This is a genomic window from Atopobium sp. oral taxon 416, assembly GCF_018128285.1.
GTDB lineage: Bacteria > Actinomycetota > Coriobacteriia > Coriobacteriales > Atopobiaceae > Olsenella_L.
Window position 1 is genome coordinate 491,658 of the sequence record NZ_CP072380.1, and the last position, 14,655, is coordinate 506,312.

General features: G+C 56.2%; 15 protein-coding genes, 1 tRNA gene and 1 pseudogene. 5 read left to right on the forward strand and 12 right to left on the reverse strand.

Annotation, left to right across the window (positions count from 1 at the left end):
• Positions 1 to 641: 641 nt before the first annotated feature.
• From J4859_RS02660 to J4859_RS02670, 3 genes are all read right to left on the reverse strand, one after another.
• Positions 642 to 1,637, reverse strand: coding sequence for a ribose-phosphate pyrophosphokinase (locus J4859_RS02660; protein ID WP_212332578.1), 996 nt, complete (start codon positions 1,635 to 1,637; stop codon positions 642 to 644).
• Complete coding sequence (gene glmU / locus J4859_RS02665; RefSeq protein WP_212332580.1) at positions 1,637 to 3,046, reverse strand: bifunctional UDP-N-acetylglucosamine diphosphorylase/glucosamine-1-phosphate N-acetyltransferase GlmU; 1,410 nt, start codon at positions 3,044 to 3,046, stop codon at positions 1,637 to 1,639. The genes J4859_RS02660 and glmU overlap by 1 nt, the downstream gene beginning before the upstream one ends.
• Positions 3,047 to 3,404: 358 nt before the next feature.
• The gene (locus J4859_RS02670) at positions 3,405 to 4,124 is read right to left on the reverse strand and encodes a GntR family transcriptional regulator (protein WP_212332582.1); all 720 of its coding nucleotides are present in this window, start codon (positions 4,122 to 4,124) and stop codon (positions 3,405 to 3,407) included.
• Between the two features lie 223 nt (positions 4,125 to 4,347).
• Here J4859_RS02670 and J4859_RS02675 point away from each other — a divergent pair, with 223 nt between their 5' ends.
• The 4 genes from J4859_RS02675 (at position 4,348) to J4859_RS02690 (ending at position 8,039) form a co-directional block, all read left to right on the forward strand.
• Entirely contained in the window at positions 4,348 to 5,754 is a 1,407-nt protein-coding gene (locus J4859_RS02675) for a glycoside hydrolase family 1 protein (protein WP_249113726.1), read from the forward strand.
• Positions 5,755 to 5,791: 37 nt separating this feature from the next.
• A complete protein-coding gene (locus J4859_RS02680; RefSeq protein WP_212332584.1) occupies positions 5,792 to 7,255 on the forward strand; it encodes a PTS sugar transporter subunit IIC in 1,464 nt (487 codons plus the stop codon).
• A 97-nt stretch (positions 7,256 to 7,352) separates the two neighbouring features.
• Positions 7,353 to 7,655 (forward strand): PTS sugar transporter subunit IIB, encoded by a 303-nt coding sequence (locus J4859_RS02685; protein ID WP_212332586.1) that lies wholly within the window; start codon positions 7,353 to 7,355, stop codon positions 7,653 to 7,655.
• A 42-nt stretch (positions 7,656 to 7,697) separates the two neighbouring features.
• Positions 7,698 to 8,039: a PTS lactose/cellobiose transporter subunit IIA gene (locus J4859_RS02690; RefSeq protein WP_212332588.1), complete on the forward strand. Its 342-nt coding sequence runs from the start codon at positions 7,698 to 7,700 to the stop codon at positions 8,037 to 8,039.
• Positions 8,040 to 8,248: 209 nt separating this feature from the next.
• On the opposite strand, the gene J4859_RS02695 is transcribed toward J4859_RS02690, so the two are convergent.
• The 6 genes from J4859_RS02695 to J4859_RS02720 form a co-directional block, all read right to left on the reverse strand.
• Positions 8,249 to 8,323 (reverse strand) — tRNA-Gln (locus J4859_RS02695).
• A 73-nt stretch (positions 8,324 to 8,396) separates the two neighbouring features.
• Positions 8,397 to 9,332: a peptidoglycan-binding protein gene (locus tag J4859_RS02700; protein ID WP_371812158.1), complete on the reverse strand. Its 936-nt coding sequence runs from the start codon at positions 9,330 to 9,332 to the stop codon at positions 8,397 to 8,399.
• Positions 9,333 to 9,422: 90 nt separating this feature from the next.
• On the reverse strand, positions 9,423 to 10,463 hold the full coding sequence (locus tag J4859_RS02705) for a polyprenyl synthetase family protein (protein WP_212332589.1): 1,041 nt from the start codon (positions 10,461 to 10,463) through the stop codon (positions 9,423 to 9,425).
• 2 nt (positions 10,464 to 10,465) lie between these two features.
• Positions 10,466 to 11,521: a UDP-glucose 4-epimerase GalE gene (gene galE / locus J4859_RS02710; RefSeq protein WP_212332590.1), complete on the reverse strand. Its 1,056-nt coding sequence runs from the start codon at positions 11,519 to 11,521 to the stop codon at positions 10,466 to 10,468.
• A gap of 223 nt (positions 11,522 to 11,744) precedes the next feature.
• Positions 11,745 to 11,993, reverse strand: a complete 249-nt coding sequence (locus J4859_RS02715; RefSeq protein WP_212332591.1) for a hypothetical protein — start codon at positions 11,991 to 11,993, stop codon at positions 11,745 to 11,747.
• A 51-nt stretch (positions 11,994 to 12,044) separates the two neighbouring features.
• A complete protein-coding gene (locus tag J4859_RS02720; RefSeq protein ID WP_212332592.1) occupies positions 12,045 to 12,203 on the reverse strand; it encodes a hypothetical protein in 159 nt (52 codons plus the stop codon).
• A gap of 329 nt (positions 12,204 to 12,532) precedes the next feature.
• Here J4859_RS02720 and J4859_RS02725 point away from each other — a divergent pair.
• Positions 12,533 to 12,907, forward strand: a pseudogene (locus J4859_RS02725) (winged helix-turn-helix transcriptional regulator).
• Between the two features lie 148 nt (positions 12,908 to 13,055).
• Here J4859_RS02725 and J4859_RS02730 read toward each other — a convergent pair.
• The 3 genes from J4859_RS02730 to J4859_RS02740 form a co-directional block, all read right to left on the reverse strand.
• On the reverse strand, positions 13,056 to 13,358 hold the full coding sequence (locus tag J4859_RS02730) for a hypothetical protein (RefSeq protein ID WP_212332593.1): 303 nt from the start codon (positions 13,356 to 13,358) through the stop codon (positions 13,056 to 13,058).
• Positions 13,359 to 13,429: 71 nt separating this feature from the next.
• A complete protein-coding gene (locus J4859_RS02735) occupies positions 13,430 to 13,828 on the reverse strand; it encodes an FAD/NAD(P)-binding oxidoreductase (RefSeq protein WP_212332594.1) in 399 nt (132 codons plus the stop codon).
• Positions 13,829 to 13,847: 19 nt separating this feature from the next.
• Positions 13,848 to 14,234, reverse strand: coding sequence for an FAD/NAD(P)-binding oxidoreductase (locus J4859_RS02740; RefSeq protein WP_212332596.1), 387 nt, complete (start codon positions 14,232 to 14,234; stop codon positions 13,848 to 13,850).
• Positions 14,235 to 14,655 lie beyond the last annotated feature (421 nt).

The window sequence follows — 14,655 nt, forward strand, 5'->3', positions numbered from 1 at the left end:
AGGCTGCACTTCCCGGCTCCCAGAGTCGCTTGATCCGTCTTGGAGCCTTATTGCGGTACATGGGGCAGGACAGATGTAAGGATAGCGGCTCCTGCACGTGCTGGATTTCCACATGCCGGCCGCGAAAAGTCGTGTGGCCGGTCCCCTCTGACACGTTATGGGGCATTAATCATCGTTTCCCTAAGGTCTTGTCGCTGACCTCAAGCTTTTTGGTGTACGCCCTGATGCTTCTCTTTAGGTCTGCCTGCCTGGCCTTGTCGCAGTGCTGGTAGCCTTTAAGCGCTACTCATCTATATACTGTTTGGGAAGCCTCGACTTCAACTTTGCCTTCTTCTGCCTTGCTTGCACTCACTGGCATCTCATGACTTAAATCTACAGGTGGTGTTGGGTGGGTATCTGGGCGAAGGATACTTGCCACCAGTTGCTGGCGTACAGCTGTTCACCAAAGGCTTACAGTTCAGCGGTCGGCCAGCAGTCCCGTCAGGGGCCATCTACAAGGTTAGGGAATCCGCAGGCAGTGCCTTGTCGAAACCCCAGAGCTCGGAGAGGCCTCCAGAGTCTAGCTCTCACTGTAGTGGGAAGGCATAAAGAAAGGGCTGCCTCGTGGCGGCCCTTGCAGGTAAGTGTATCTGAGACGAGGCTTACATCTCAGAGTTACCACCTGCGATATCGGAGACAGAATGGTTCACGTAGACTGCGTAGATTGCGTCAGCGAGCATCTTGGCAACTGAGATCGACTTGATCTTGGAGCCCAGCTCGTTGGCGACCTTACAGGGGATGCAGTCAGTAACGACACACTCGACGATCGGAGCATTCTGCAGACGCTCGATTGCATTGCCGGAGAAGACGCCGTGGGTGGCGGAGATGTAGATGTCGCCCGCGCCCATCTCCTTCAGCTTGTTGATGGAGCCGATCAGCGTGCCGCCGGTGTCGATCATATCGTCGTTGATGATGCAGGTCTTGCCGACGATGTTGCCGATGATGCCCATGACCTCAGCGGCATTGTGCTTCGGTCTGCTCTTGTGGGCGATTGCGACCTCGCAGCCGAGGTAATCGGAGAGTTTCTTGGCGACCTTGGCGCGGCCCATGTCCGGGGAGACTACGACGGTGTTGCCCCAGTCGAAGGGCTTCTGCTTGAAGTAGTCGCCGAACTGATAGAGGGCGGTCAGGTGTGTGACTGGGATATCGAAGAAGCCCTGGATCTGGTTGGAGTGCAGATCGATCGTGATGGCACGGTCAACGCCTGCGGCCTCAAGCAGGTTGGCGAGCAGACGTGCGGTGATCGGCTCACGGGAAGCGGCCTTTCTGTCCTGACGAGCATACCCGTAGTGGGGGATAACCGCTGTGAAGCTTGCGCAGGAAGCGCGCGAGGCTGCGTCAGCGACAATCAGGGTCTCCATAATGAGGTCGTTGACGTTCTGTCCGGCGAGCGACTGGATAAAAAAGACCTCGCAGCCACGTACGGTCTCCTCGAAGCGTGCATAGATCTCGCCGTTGGCAAACTTCTCAATCTTCAATCCCGAGAGGGGAAGATGCAGGATATCGCCGATCTTTGTGGCGAGCGCAGGATTGCTGGTACCGGAATAGAGGCGAATATTCTTCTCGACCTTGATAGGGTTACAAAGGTTCTCGTACATTAATCCTCTTTCTCGAGACGTTTCCAATACGCATCAGCCCATCCCTCTTTGATGATCTGATGATTGCGTTCTAGGGCCAATGCGCCTGCCGGGACGTCTTTCGTGATACAGGAGCTCGCGCCGATGAGCGCGTTATCGCCGATCTTGACCGGGGCCACCATCATCGTGTCAGAGCCGATGAAGACATGGTCGCCCAACTCGGTGTGACTCTTGTGCTTCCCATCGTAGTTGCAGGTGATACTGCCGCCGCCGATATTGACGTTCTTGCCCATCACGGTATCGCCGATGTAGCTCAGGTGTGGCACCTTGGAGCCTTCGCCCACGGTGGAATTCTTGAGCTCGACATGTGTGCCGGCCTTGGAGCCGTTGAGCATGTGGGTATGGCCGCGCAGATAGGCGCGCGGGCCGATATTGACATCGTTCTCGACGATCGACTCGACGATGACTGACTCATCGACGGTGCACCCGTCACCGACCTGGGCGTTGACCAGGCGGGAGTTCGGGCCGACCGTACAGTTGGAGCCTACGGAAGATTTGCCAAAGAGGATCGTTTGGGGGAGCAGGGTGGTGTCCTGGCCGACGGTGACCTCAGGGCCGATCCAGACCTGATCTGGATCGAGCATCGAGACGCCGGAGAGCATCAGTTGCTCATTGATGTTGTGCTGGATAACTTTGGTGACCTGCGCAAGCTGGACGCGGTTGTTGACGCCCAAGACCTCGTGGTAATCGGGGCAGTGGATCCAGCCGACCGGCTCACCCATCCCAACAAAGATCTTGATCATGTCAGGGAGGTAATACTCACCTTGCGCGTTGTCGTTGGTGATCTTATCGATGTTCTCGCTTAGCCGACGCCCACAGAAGCAGTAGATTGAGGAGTTGCACTCTTTGAGGGTGGCGCACTGCTCCGGCGTGCAGTCCTTGTCCTCGATGATGGCTTGGACGTGGTCCTTATCGTCGACGACGACACGGCCATAGCCCGCCACATCGTCCGGCGTCATGGTCAGCACCGTGCACGCATCGTGCTCTGCTTTGGCCTTCTCGACGAGGGACTGAATGGTTTCAGGTTTGATGAGCGGGGTGTCGCCGGCGAGGACGACAACCGGACCTGAGAAGGCGCCGAGCTGGTCGCGGGCGACCTTGACGGCGTGGCCTGTACCCAGGCGCTCTTTCTGCTCGACAAACTCGACAGGGGTTGTGTCTGTGCTTGTCTCTTCCTGCGCGAAGAAATCCTTCACCTCTTGGGCACCGTTGCCGATAATTACGACAATGCGGGAAGCGCCTGCTTTACGCGCAGCCGTAACCGGCCACCATACCAGTGGCTTGTCCAAAACTTTATGCATTACCTTGGGGTGACGAGACTTCATACGCGTTCCCTCGCCTGCAGCGAGGACAATCGCGGTAAATGGCATAGAACGGCCTCCGAGTAGTACTATGCATGAATCCGTCTTTACAAATAGGCTTTTGTTTACATGCAAACAAAAAACCAAGTACCCTTATATTAAAGCACTTAGAAATTATTTTGGGGCAGCACCCACCGATGATCATTACGGACACACAATAACGGGACAGATCAGGCGCTTTATAAGGCCCAAAGGGACGGTTTATGAACTACCCTGTGTGTAGGCTTTGTTTTATATCAATTTGTTAAGTAAACAGTCCAGCTGCCTGCAACCCTGCAGGCCCATGGTCGGGCTCTCTGTCCTGTATGACCTGTCTCGTCGCTATATATATCGGCACTGCGGCATCTGAAGGCACTGCAGTCGTACCTTAGCGTGTTGAAATCGAGTGGAACTCATAGTCGTGTACGTGGCGTGAGATGGAGTACTCAAATGGCCTTCCATCGTCCAAATACCCGATCTGTTCTACCTCGAGCAGCGGTTCCCCCTCAGGTACATTGAGCCGCTCACGCTCCTCTGCCGTCGGCATGACCGCGCGGATTGTACGGTGGGCGCTCGCGATCTTGAGGCCCAAGTCTTTCTCAATAAAGGAGTAAATCGAAGTCTCGACATTCTTGAGTTTGAGGTCGCGGATTATGTCGATAGGCATGTAGGTGTACTCGATCACTCGGGGCTTGTCATTGGCCCGTCTCACGCGGCACACATGGTAAGTGAAGGAGTCGTCGTCCACATCGAGCGCTTCAGCCACGTGATGCGCAGGATGCACCACAGAGAAGTCGTACACATCGCTCTTTACCGTTTCGCCGCGGGCCTCATGTTCGGCCGAGAAGCCTGTCATTTGGCCGGAGGTGTCGTTCGCGTTCGGAATGTCTGAGGAAGTTTCAACCTTTTTGACAAAGGAGCCGGATCCCCGACGCCGTGAGATGAGACCCTGGGCTTCCAGTTCACCTAAGGCTTTGTTGATAGTGATCTTGCTCACGTCGTACTGCTCGCAGAGCTTGCTGACTGAGGGAAGCTGCGAATAGGCGGGATAGGTCCCGTTTTTTATCGCGAGACGTAGATCGTCCATAACAATCTGATACTTGGACACGCGCTTGCCTCCTTCGGTTGTTGTTAGAACAACTGTACCCCTATGGAATAGCTCAAATTGCCGCTTTAGCCGCTTACCATTAAATGACTACCGTTCGAATCAGACAGGTTAGATATTCTTATGGAACCGTTTCAAAAATAAAGTAGACATGTTAAATTATAAATAGAACATGTTATAAGAACATTCACGCTCGGTGTTTTGCCGGAACGAGTGGAGGGAAACCGTGGCACAGCAGACCTACAGATTGCCTGACGACTTTTTCTTTGGCGCTGCAATGTCCGGTCCACAGACTGAGGGCCATTGGCGTAGCGGGGACAAACTCGAGAACCTGTGGGACACCTGGTCCAACCTTAGGATTGAGGACTTCCACAACCGGATTGGCTCCTATGGCGGCAATGACTTCACGAACCGCCGCCACGAGGACTTGGTATCGCTCAAGTCATTGGGGCTGGACTCGGTCCGCACCTCCATCCAGTGGAGCCGGCTGCTCGATCAAGACGGCAATATCAACCCGGCAGGGGAGCAGTACTACCACGATCTTTTTGCCGACGCCCGTGAGGTGGGCATCGAGATTTTCGTGAACCTCTACCACTTTGATATGCCGACCTACCTCTTCCGCCGCGGCGGCTGGGAGAACCGTGAGGTTGTGGAAGCCTATGCGCACTATGCAAGCAAAGCCTTCCGCACCTTCGGCAAAGAGGTCCATTACTGGTTTACGTTCAACGAGCCGATCGTCGAGCCTGAGCAGCGCTACACCTCCGGCTACTGGTATCCGTTCATTAAGGACTACGCGCGCGCCTGCGCGGTCCAGTACAACATCTCGCTGGCCCATGCGCTGGCAGTGCGTGAGTACCGTGCCGCAAAGGAAGAAGGTTACCTGCACGACAGTTCCCGTATCGGCCTGATCAACTGCTTCACACCGCCCTACACCCATAAAAACCCGAGCAAAGCGGATCTCGAGGCGGTGCGCATGACCGACGGGGTTTCCAACCGCTGGTGGCTCGACCTCGTGACCAAAGGAGAGCTTCCCCAGGACGTGATCGACGCCCTGAACTCTCGGGGCATCGAGCTCCCAACTCGCCCGGAGGATAAGTACATCCTCGCTGACGGTAAAGTCGACTGGTTGGGGTGTAACTACTATCACCCCGAGCGTGTCCAGGCCCCCGCAAGCGACACAGACGAGAACGGGATCCCCAAGTTCGCTGACCCTTACGTGTGGCCGGAAGCGGAGATGAACACAAGCCGTGGCTGGGAGATCTACCCTAAAGGGCTCTACGACCTGGCTTGTAAGTTCCGCAATGAATATCCTGACCTCGAGTGGTTCGTCTCCGAGAACGGAATGGGGGTTGAGCGCGAGGACCTCAAGAAGGATAAGAACGGCGTGATCCAGGACGATTACCGCATTGACTTTGTCCGCCGTCACCTCGAGTGGCTCGCCCGCGCCATCCAGGAAGGGGCCAAGTGCCGCGGCTACCACTACTGGGCCGTGATTGACAACTGGTCCTGGAACCATGCATTCAAGAACCGCTACGGATTTGTCGAGGTTGACCTCGAAGACAACTACAGAAGACGTCCAAAGAAGTCTGCAGCGTGGCTCAAAAAGGTAGCAACGACCCACATGGTCGAGTAACAACGATTCGAAAGAACTAGCTGAAGGGGGAGGTACCATGGCCGAGGATAGTGCCGAGAAGAAGTCATTTCTCGATAGCTTTGCGGAATTCTCCGCAAAGATCGGTAACCAGGTTCACCTAAGGAGCCTGCGCGACGCATTCGCCACCGTCATGCCGATCTACATTCTGGCGGGCATCGCAGTCCTTATCAACAATGTCGTGCTCCCGCTGTTCCTACGTGGGGATGTCCTGCTCAACGCCCAGTACTGGGGTACTGCAATCACTCAGGGCTCGCTCAATATCGCGACGGTCGTGCTTGCTGGCATCTTGGGCTACTGCTTAGCCAAGAACAAGCGCTTTGAGAACGCGATCGCCTGCGTCGTCGTGAGCATCGCCGCGCTCTGCATCATCATGCCCCAGACCATCAGTGGCGCTGCAGTGACCATCCAAGACTTTACCGAGCTTTCCTATTCCGATCCGAACGACTCACTCTCTGAACCCTACACCGTGTCCCGTGAGGACATCGAAAAGAACCTCGATATCCCTGAGGGCTACGAGCTCACTGAGGTTGACTCTGACACCGTTTCCGGTGTCTTCTCCAAGACCTATACCGGCACTAATGGCCTCTTCGGCGCTATCATTGTCGGCCTGCTTTCCACGACTCTGTTTATTAAACTCTCTGAGAATAAGAAGCTTCAGGTGAGCTTGGGTGAGGGGATTCCACCTGCGGTCGGTGACTCTTTCAATACGATGTTCCCAATGCTGATCACGCTTGCGATCTTCGCACTCGGCGCGGCAATCCTGCACGGCTTATGGCAGACGGATCTTATGACCATCATCAACACCGCTGTCGCAGAGCCGCTCAAGGGCTTCGCAAACGCCGGTCCTTGGTATATCATTCTCGTCTACACCCTGGCTAACCTGCTCTTCTGCTTGGGCGTCCACCAGTCCACGATCTCTGGTGTCTTGGCTGAGCCGATCCTCACCATCCTCATCACTGAGAACATGGCTATGTTTGCGGCCGGCCAGCCGATCCCGCCCGATCACTACATGAACATGCAGATCGTGAATACCTTTGCTCTGATCGGTGGCTCCGGCTGCACCCTGATGCTCCTGCTCGACACCTTGCTGTTCTCCAAGAGCAAGGCTTCCAAGGACGTCACCAAGCTGGCACTGCTCCCGAGCATCTTCAACATCAATGAGCCGGTCATCTATGGCTACCCGATCGTCTACAACCTGCCCCTGATCATCCCGTTCGTGCTTGTTCCTGACCTCTTTATCGGCCTCACCTACTTCTTGACTGCTGCCGGCATCCTTGCCCCCTGTGTGGTTATGGTTCCTTGGACGACCCCGGTCTTCATCTCCGGGTTCCTGGCCGTCGGTGGTGGCTCCGCCGGTGTCGTCGCAATCATCTGGCAGGCCATCGAGGTCGCTCTCGGTATGCTTATCTACTTGCCGTTCATGAGGGTCTCTGAGCGCGCTCAGGCCAAGCAGGCAGAGCTTGCCGATGAGGAAGTCTAAACTGAACTGACCAGTGCAGTTTCACTGCGCTAACGCAAGACATACACAATAGGTCCTAGCAGGGTCCTGCCGGAACCTTCAAAAAAGGAGATTAATCATGAAAACGATTATACTTGCCTGCAATGCCGGTATGTCCACCAGCCTGCTCGTCCAGAAGATGCAGAAGGAAGTCAAGGCACAGGGATTAGATGTCGAGATCAAGGCCGGCCCACTCAACAAGGCACTCGAGCGGATCGACAATGCAGATTGTCTGCTCTTGGGACCTCAGATCGCCTACGCGAAAAAAGATGCCGTCGAGGCTGCCAAAGGTAAGCCGGTAGCAGTGATCGCAATGACCGACTACGGCCGCATGAACGCTAAGAAGATCCTTGCTGACGCAATGAAGCTCATGGGTGAGTAACGCCTACCGATGAATTCGCGCAACCGCGCAGAAAGGTGTGATATGGTCACAGAAGATGAGGACCTCGAGAAAATCCAGGAGATAGCAGTCCAGATTATCGCCACCGTGGGTTCCGCAAAGTCCCACTACATCGAAGCTATCCAGACGGCAAAGAGGGGCGATATCAAGGGTGCTCGGGCGATGATCGAGAGCGGCACCAAGGAGTTCAACAAAGGCCACTCCGCCCACCTGAAGCTTCTCCGGCAGTCTGCAATCGACAACAAGAACGTTGCTTTCTCACTCATCTTGGTGCACGCGGAGGATCAGCTGATGGAAGCTGAAACCTTCAGGGTTGTCGCCCAGGATTTCATCGACGTGTACGAGCGCCTAGATGAGAAACAATAACGAGATAACCCCCTTCAGCTGATAAGGCCTCCCACTGTCGCCTTTCACTCCCGCTGGCCTTGCGCTGGCGGGAGCTCTCTTAGGTAGGAGCTAGATATCGATAGGGATTGCGATAGTAGCAATAATGCTAGGGCTCGCGGCTAACGACGTAGCTGTGAAACGCGAAAAGGCCCCGTCCCCTAAAGGAGGGCGGAGCCTTGGGCCTACAGTGGCTGGTGCAAAGGGATTCGAACCCCTATTGCGGGCACCAAAAACCCGAGTCCTAGCCATTGGACGATGCACCACTGTATCAACTGAAGAAGAATTTCAGCGCTTCCTTAGTGTAGCAAAGGTACCTCTCTTGCGCTACACCAGGGTTCAACCATTTTGGGCAAAGGCAGAGCAAATCGCGTCAAGCAGAAAGACCGCTAAGGTCTGCGCATCGCTCGTGGTAAAGGTGCCATTGTAGTGGTCTCCCACTGGCAGTTCAACGCGCAAGAGCGGCTGTTTCTCGACGGAGGAAGCAAGCGCAGTGTGGATACGTCTACCCAGCGTGTCGATATCATCGAGCACAATATTCGGCACATTGGTGGAGTTTTCCGGAAGCGGTTTTGAGCTAATCATGAAGATTGCCTGGCAGTCTTTTGAAACGTGGTCCGGGTCATCTACGAGCTCCAAGCCGGAGTCGTTGGCGGTGGCGCTGGCGAGGTTGAAGATACGGCCTGCCACATTTCTGCTGATCGGGTCATCACCGGTGATCGCGATATGTACGCTCTCCAACACATTAGCGGCGCGGGCATAGCCGATAGCGCCCATCGGATGGGGGCCCGCGGCCGGCTTGCCGGCCCAGACATGGTGGAGGCGCTCGATTGCGTCAAAGGTCTCCGGGAAGGCCATGCCGTCAGCGAGTTGGCCCACGCTCTCCTGAAAGGATTTCACTGCCGCTTCAGTGTGTGCATCGTAGTAGCCACCCGCCTCGCCGCAAGAGAAGCCGAGGATGTTGAGGGCATTCTGGAGCTCTCGCACGTCGTTGCCATGGAAGTTCGGCAGGCGCAGATAGAGGGTACGGTCGCCCATCTCATAGCACTCATCGACGAGCGTGATCCAGGTGTCCTTATCCACCTCCTGCCCGACGGGCAGATTGTGCTCCACTCTGAATTTCACAATCGCGTTGGCGGTTGAGGGGCCAAAGTACTTGCTGTCTCGCTCCTTCTTGTCAATCTCGTAGTGCAGATGGGTGAGACGGTCCTGAATGTCTTCGACGGCGACGCCTTTCATGCCCTCAAGAATCGGGTCCATTTTATTTTCTTTCATAGTTCTTAAAGACACCTCGCATATCAAGGCTGGAATGGGGTGGCTGTCCGCATACAAATCAACAAGGTCGTTGCATATGGCTAACGTAAATCATGCGCGTCGGCTGATGAAGTAGTTGGTCATTGCCACCAAAATGTCACGGGTATTCCCCTCAAAGTGTACGCCTTCCAAGCGGTTCTGTGCGGAGTGAACGAGCTTGAGCGCATAGTTGCGCACCGCGTCGATGGCGCCCACGCCTTCGATCAGATCGAAGGCACGGTTGAGTTCTTTGGGGTCGGTGGTATGGGAGGAGAGCAGCCCAATCAGTTCCTGCTTGTGCTGCTCGTCGAGGTGGGAGAGTGCCCACACGACCGCGAGCGTCCGCTTGCCTTCGGTGAGGTCGCTTCTGAAGTCTTTGCCTTGGGACTCCTCATCCCCCACGAGGTTCAAAAGGTCATCCTGCAGCTGGAAGGCAAGGCCGGCGTCCAGGCCGAATCCGTGGAGCGTCTCGATCTGTTCTGCTGTGCCCTGTCCGATCAGGGCCCCCAACGCCAACGGGGTAGCGGCAGAGTAGTAGGCAGTCTTATGCCTCGCCATGCTCAGATAATCTTCGCAGGTGAGGTCCCAGCGCCCATCGCGGACCCAGCCCAGATCGAGTGCCTGACCCTGCACTGTGCACTCCTCCATGGTCGCGAGATAGCGCAGGGCGTCGAGCTTGGTCTCCGTCGGGAGGCTGTCGTCCTCGATCACGCCCGCAAAGGTGCGCACGATCCCGAGATCGCCCACATTGATTGCGACACCCACGCCCTCGGTGAGATAGGTGCAGGGCTCACCGCGGCGGATCTGCCCTTTGTCGGCGATATCGTCGTGGATGAGGGCGGCGGACTGGAAGTACTCCAGCGCCTGTGCGCAGGAGAGCGCCTGCTCGTCCTTTCCACCGACGGCCTCACAGCCGAGCAGTACCAGCGCGGGGCGGGTCCGCTTGCCGCCGCTTGCGGTGAAGCGGCGCAGCGGACCATACGCGTAGCGGTTCATATCTGAGGCGGTGCGGTCCTCAGAGTTGGGGATTGCGGCATGGGTCTCGAGATAGTCTTCGATCAGGGGACGTTTCTGAGCCAGGTAGGCTACAAACGGTTCACTTTCTGATCCCACAGCTAGTCTCCATAGCCATTCGGATTCTTAGACTGCCAGTTCCAGCTGTCGCGGCACATATCGTCGATGTTGTACCTGGCGGTCCAGCCCATCTCACGTTTAGCTTTTGAGCAGTCAGCGTAGTTGGCAGCGACGTCGCCGGCGCGGCGTCCCTCGATCTTGTAGGGGATATCGTGGCCACAGGCCTTGCTGAAGGCCTTGATGATCTCGAGGACTGAGGTGCCCCTGCCGGTACCCAGGTTGAAGATCTCAACGCCGGTACGGCCGTTCATCCATCTGAGCGCTGCCACATGGCCGGTGCCGAGGTCGCAGACGTGGATGTAGTCGCGCACGCCAGTGCCGTCTGGGGTGTCATAGTCGTCGCCGTAGACATGGACGTACGGACGCAGGCCGATGGCGGTCTGTGCGACATAGGGGAGCAGGTTGTTGGGAATGCCTTTCGGATCCTCACCCATGAGTCCTGAAGGATGGGCACCGATCGGGTTGAAGTACCGGAGCAACACGACGTTCCACTCGGGGTCTGCGGTGTGGAGGTCGGTCAGGATCTGCTCGATCATCCACTTGGTCCAACCGTACGGGTTGGTTGCAGGCTTCTTAGGGGACTTCTCGGTCAGGGGAAGCTTGTCAGGCACCCCGTAGACGGTTGCGGAGCTTGAGAAGATGATGTCCTTGCAGCCGTGCTTGCGCATCGTATCGACGAGTACCAGGGTGTTGCCGAGGTTGTTGGAGTAGTACTCAATCGGCTTCTGCACGGACTCACCGACTGCCTTGAATCCTGCAAAGTGGATGACGCGCTCGATTGGGTTTTCATCGAAGATCCGATTCATTGCGTTGCGGTCATTGCAGTCTGCCTTATAGAAGGTCAGGTTCTTTGCCTTGTCCGGTCCGACAATCTGATCGATGCGGTCGATGACTTTTTCCGATGCATTGGAGAGGTCGTCGACGATTACGACCGTGTAGTCATTGTTGAGCAGCTCTACCACCGTGTGACTGCCGATAAAGCCTGCTCCGCCGGTAACGAGTACGCAGGTGTCCTTGGGGTCCTTCTTCTGACTCATATGCCCTCCTTCGAGATTATTTAAGGTCTGATTGCCCGAAAGCTCCTTTCAGTTCCTCTCAGTATATCAAGTGCCTCACTTGGGCGACGCGATTACGACAGGGGCGTGCAGAATTTGGGGAGAGAAACCAAATATGGCCAGCTCTCAGGACTCAGCACACTACACGGCGACCACCTGGCCTGTCGCTATGCCGCTGGCTCAGGCCTTCGACGAGAGAAAAGCCTTACTTCTCTACGGCAAAGATGCGCTTCTGGATGGAGGCACCATCGGTGTGCTCAGCCTCGTCGACCACCGTGATTGCATAGTCCGCATAGCTGATCTGGGACTTGCTCGCTGCATTGTATGGAACCTTCTCGCCGCCGAGCTGATAGGAGCCGGGACGCTTGCCGTCAGCCTGGAAGTCTGCAGTCGGGGAGATGTGGGTCCACTTGACGTCGGTGCGCTTGTGCAGCTCAGCCAGCGTCTTCGCCATATTGGTTACCAGCGGCTTGAAGGTGTTTGGGAAGTCAGGGCTGTCTGCGAGCTATTTGGTCAGTGCGCCATCCACATAGAGACTGCCGGCGTCGCCGACAACGATAAGGTGGACATTGGCACCAGAAAGGATATCTGTAAGGTGCTTGAGGGGGATCTGGTGCTGCGACAGGGTCTCGGGGGTCCTCTCGCCGAAGGCGCCGACGATCACGTCGAAGCCCTTGAGGTCATTGGTCGTCAGATCGAAGAGATCCTTCTGCAGGGCGTGCTGTGCCTGCGTCTTACTCTCGCGGCGGATAAGCGCGGTCGCATCGTGTCCGCGCTTGACGGATGTCCAGTCTTCCCGCTTTGTCGTTCGCTGCTACAACTGCGTAGCGTGCCTCCTCTCTGTTTGCTGTGCTCTTTTGAGCTAATTGATAGTTTGCCCTCAAAGGCATACAAACAGAAGTAGGCACAATAGAGCGCTGTAAATATCTAAAAGAAACTGATGAGGTAGGTATAAGAGAATCCTCTTCACAGACCGCGCACAGATTCGCCTTAGTGCCAAAACCGGCGCCGAAATTCCTGCCAGAGAAGCTCTTGGCCTGCTCAGTCGAGACCACGCTTACGCTTATCTCAAAGCGTTGGCGCGTCCTGATCATCTGGGAGCTCCTGAACGGCAAGATGCGCTTCGGGGAGCTCAAGAAAGCGGTCGAGAAGATCTTCCAGAAGGTCTCGACGCAGAGCCTGCGTGCGATGGGGGGCTGTTGACCCGCACGGTGTTATCCGGAAGTCTCTTTTCGGGTGGAGTATGAGCTTACTGATCCGGGCTACGCACTGCGCCCCGTGCTCGACACGCTCAACGTGTGGGGAGAAGACTATCAGCAGGCGGTCGCTGAAGCGAGAGAGGATGAAGCTCAGGCGCAGGTACTGTAGGGCAGCTAATCGTTGCGTTGAGTTGTGAACCTCGGGGCTCAGCACAACACCTGAAGAGAACCCAGACCACCACAAGAGAACAGGCGCGGGAACCGAAGAGCTCCTGCGCCTGCAGATGGGGTACACATGGAAGGTGTCGAGTTGGGGGCTAACCCTTCAACACTGCCTGATACGATACCATCCTATAGTAGTTATAGGGCTGATTGAAGGGCGGCAGGAAGAAGATATCCGTGAGCGCCCGTCTATCGATGGTGAGATGCTCCTGGGGCACCAGTGAGAACATATGGATGTCTGCGGGCATGTCGTACGTTGACGCTACCTGCGCACCCAGAAGACGTCTCGTCGTCGCGGCGTAGACGATGCGGACTGTGAACTCCAGGTTCGAGGTCTCGATGAAGGTAGCCTTCTGGACCTTGGTGTAGTCGGAGATCACCGCGTTGTAGTCCGCCACGTCCCGCGCCCTGGGCCAAGCCGGTGGAGACCATCTTGAAGTCGTAGATGCAGATGCCGGAGGAGTCGTTCTCACCTAGATTCTCGAGCGCGGTGTCTGCCGCCGCTGTGGCCCATGCCGGAACAGGCTGCGTGGGTGGCCAGAGCGATGTAGGCGCGCTCGCCGTCTTTTGCGTTGTCGAAGCAGGAAGAGCAGTTGCCGATTGCGTAGACACCTGGCTTTGAGGTCTCCTGATGATGGTTGACAACGAGCGCCCTGTTCGGCGGCACCGTGAAGTCGGCGTCCTCATAGAGCGCGCTGTTGGGCTTGAAGTTGACGCAGAGTGTCACGATGTCCGCAGGATAAGTGCCCTTGTCGGTGACGACAAGGGCGACCTTGCCGTTCTCACCGAAGGCGAGATTGATACCGTGACGACTACGCCAGCGTTCTTGATGCCACCTCGTCGAGCTTGTTGGTGGCGGCTTGGGCATCCTGGAATAGCTTCACTTTCTAGATATTCTCGAGGTTGCAACCTGGGAACTTGGGGAGCGCCGGGAGGGATCCGGTTGCGAAGATGAGCTTGTCGTAGGACTCGCCGAAAAAGTCCCCGTCGCTCTCAACGGCGTGGACGACCTTGTTGTCGTAGTCGATGGACTCCACATGGATCTCCATGTGGATCGTAGCACCCTTAGCTCTGAAGTCATTGGCAGTCTGGTAGAGTAGGCCATCAGGCTTCAAGATCTGTTTGCCGATCCAGAGGGCCATGTCGCCGCCGGGGGAGCTGATGTTCGTGTTCTCATCGAGAATAGTGACCTCGTCTCTGGGATGGCTATCGAGAATCGCATTGGCTGCAGCCGTTCCTGCATGGTTGGCGCCAACGATGACAATCTTGCCCATAAGTCTTGTCCTATCCTGGAGGTATAGTTATCGTATCCTGCAATGACGGAATACGCCCGGTTATCTTCAAGGTGGAGCGAATCGATATGGCGGCCGATACCTGGAATGAAGGCCTTGACCACTGCCGGGGAGAGCATCACGATCCCACAGATACCTCGACAAAGAGGGCATGCTAGTGTGGCTTTCTCTCGTCTGTTTGATGGACGGCTGTGTCGCCTCGTGTGATCTGGCGCGATCCGTATGCTTGGCGATCATGGATTTTGATCGGGGACAGTCAGGACACACGTGTGGTGGGAATAGCGTAGGTGGTGGAGCCCTTTAGGGAAGGGCGCACACTCAAGGAGGCACAATCTCATGCGTATTGTACTTTTGGAACCGCTCGGCATCTCACCGGACTTTGGTTTTTCGATCCCCGATATGG

Coding starts and splice junctions, on each gene's coding strand:
- J4859_RS02700 (WP_371812158.1), bottom strand. CDS start 9,332: ATGAAAGAAAATAAAATGGACCCGATTCTTGAGGGCATGAAAGGCGTC.
- J4859_RS02685 (WP_212332586.1), top strand. CDS start 7,353: ATGAAAACGATTATACTTGCCTGCAATGCCGGTATGTCCACCAGCCTG.
- galE (WP_212332590.1), bottom strand. CDS start 11,521: ATGAGTCAGAAGAAGGACCCCAAGGACACCTGCGTACTCGTTACCGGC.
- J4859_RS02715 (WP_212332591.1), bottom strand. CDS start 11,993: ATGGCGAAGACGCTGGCTGAGCTGCACAAGCGCACCGACGTCAAGTGG.
- J4859_RS02660 (WP_212332578.1), bottom strand. CDS start 1,637: ATGTACGAGAACCTTTGTAACCCTATCAAGGTCGAGAAGAATATTCGC.
- J4859_RS02735 (WP_212332594.1), bottom strand. CDS start 13,828: ATGCCCAAGCCGCCACCAACAAGCTCGACGAGGTGGCATCAAGAACGC.
- glmU (WP_212332580.1), bottom strand. CDS start 3,046: ATGCCATTTACCGCGATTGTCCTCGCTGCAGGCGAGGGAACGCGTATG.
- J4859_RS02690 (WP_212332588.1), top strand. CDS start 7,698: ATGGTCACAGAAGATGAGGACCTCGAGAAAATCCAGGAGATAGCAGTC.
- J4859_RS02680 (WP_212332584.1), top strand. CDS start 5,792: ATGGCCGAGGATAGTGCCGAGAAGAAGTCATTTCTCGATAGCTTTGCG.
- J4859_RS02740 (WP_212332596.1), bottom strand. CDS start 14,234: ATGGGCAAGATTGTCATCGTTGGCGCCAACCATGCAGGAACGGCTGCA.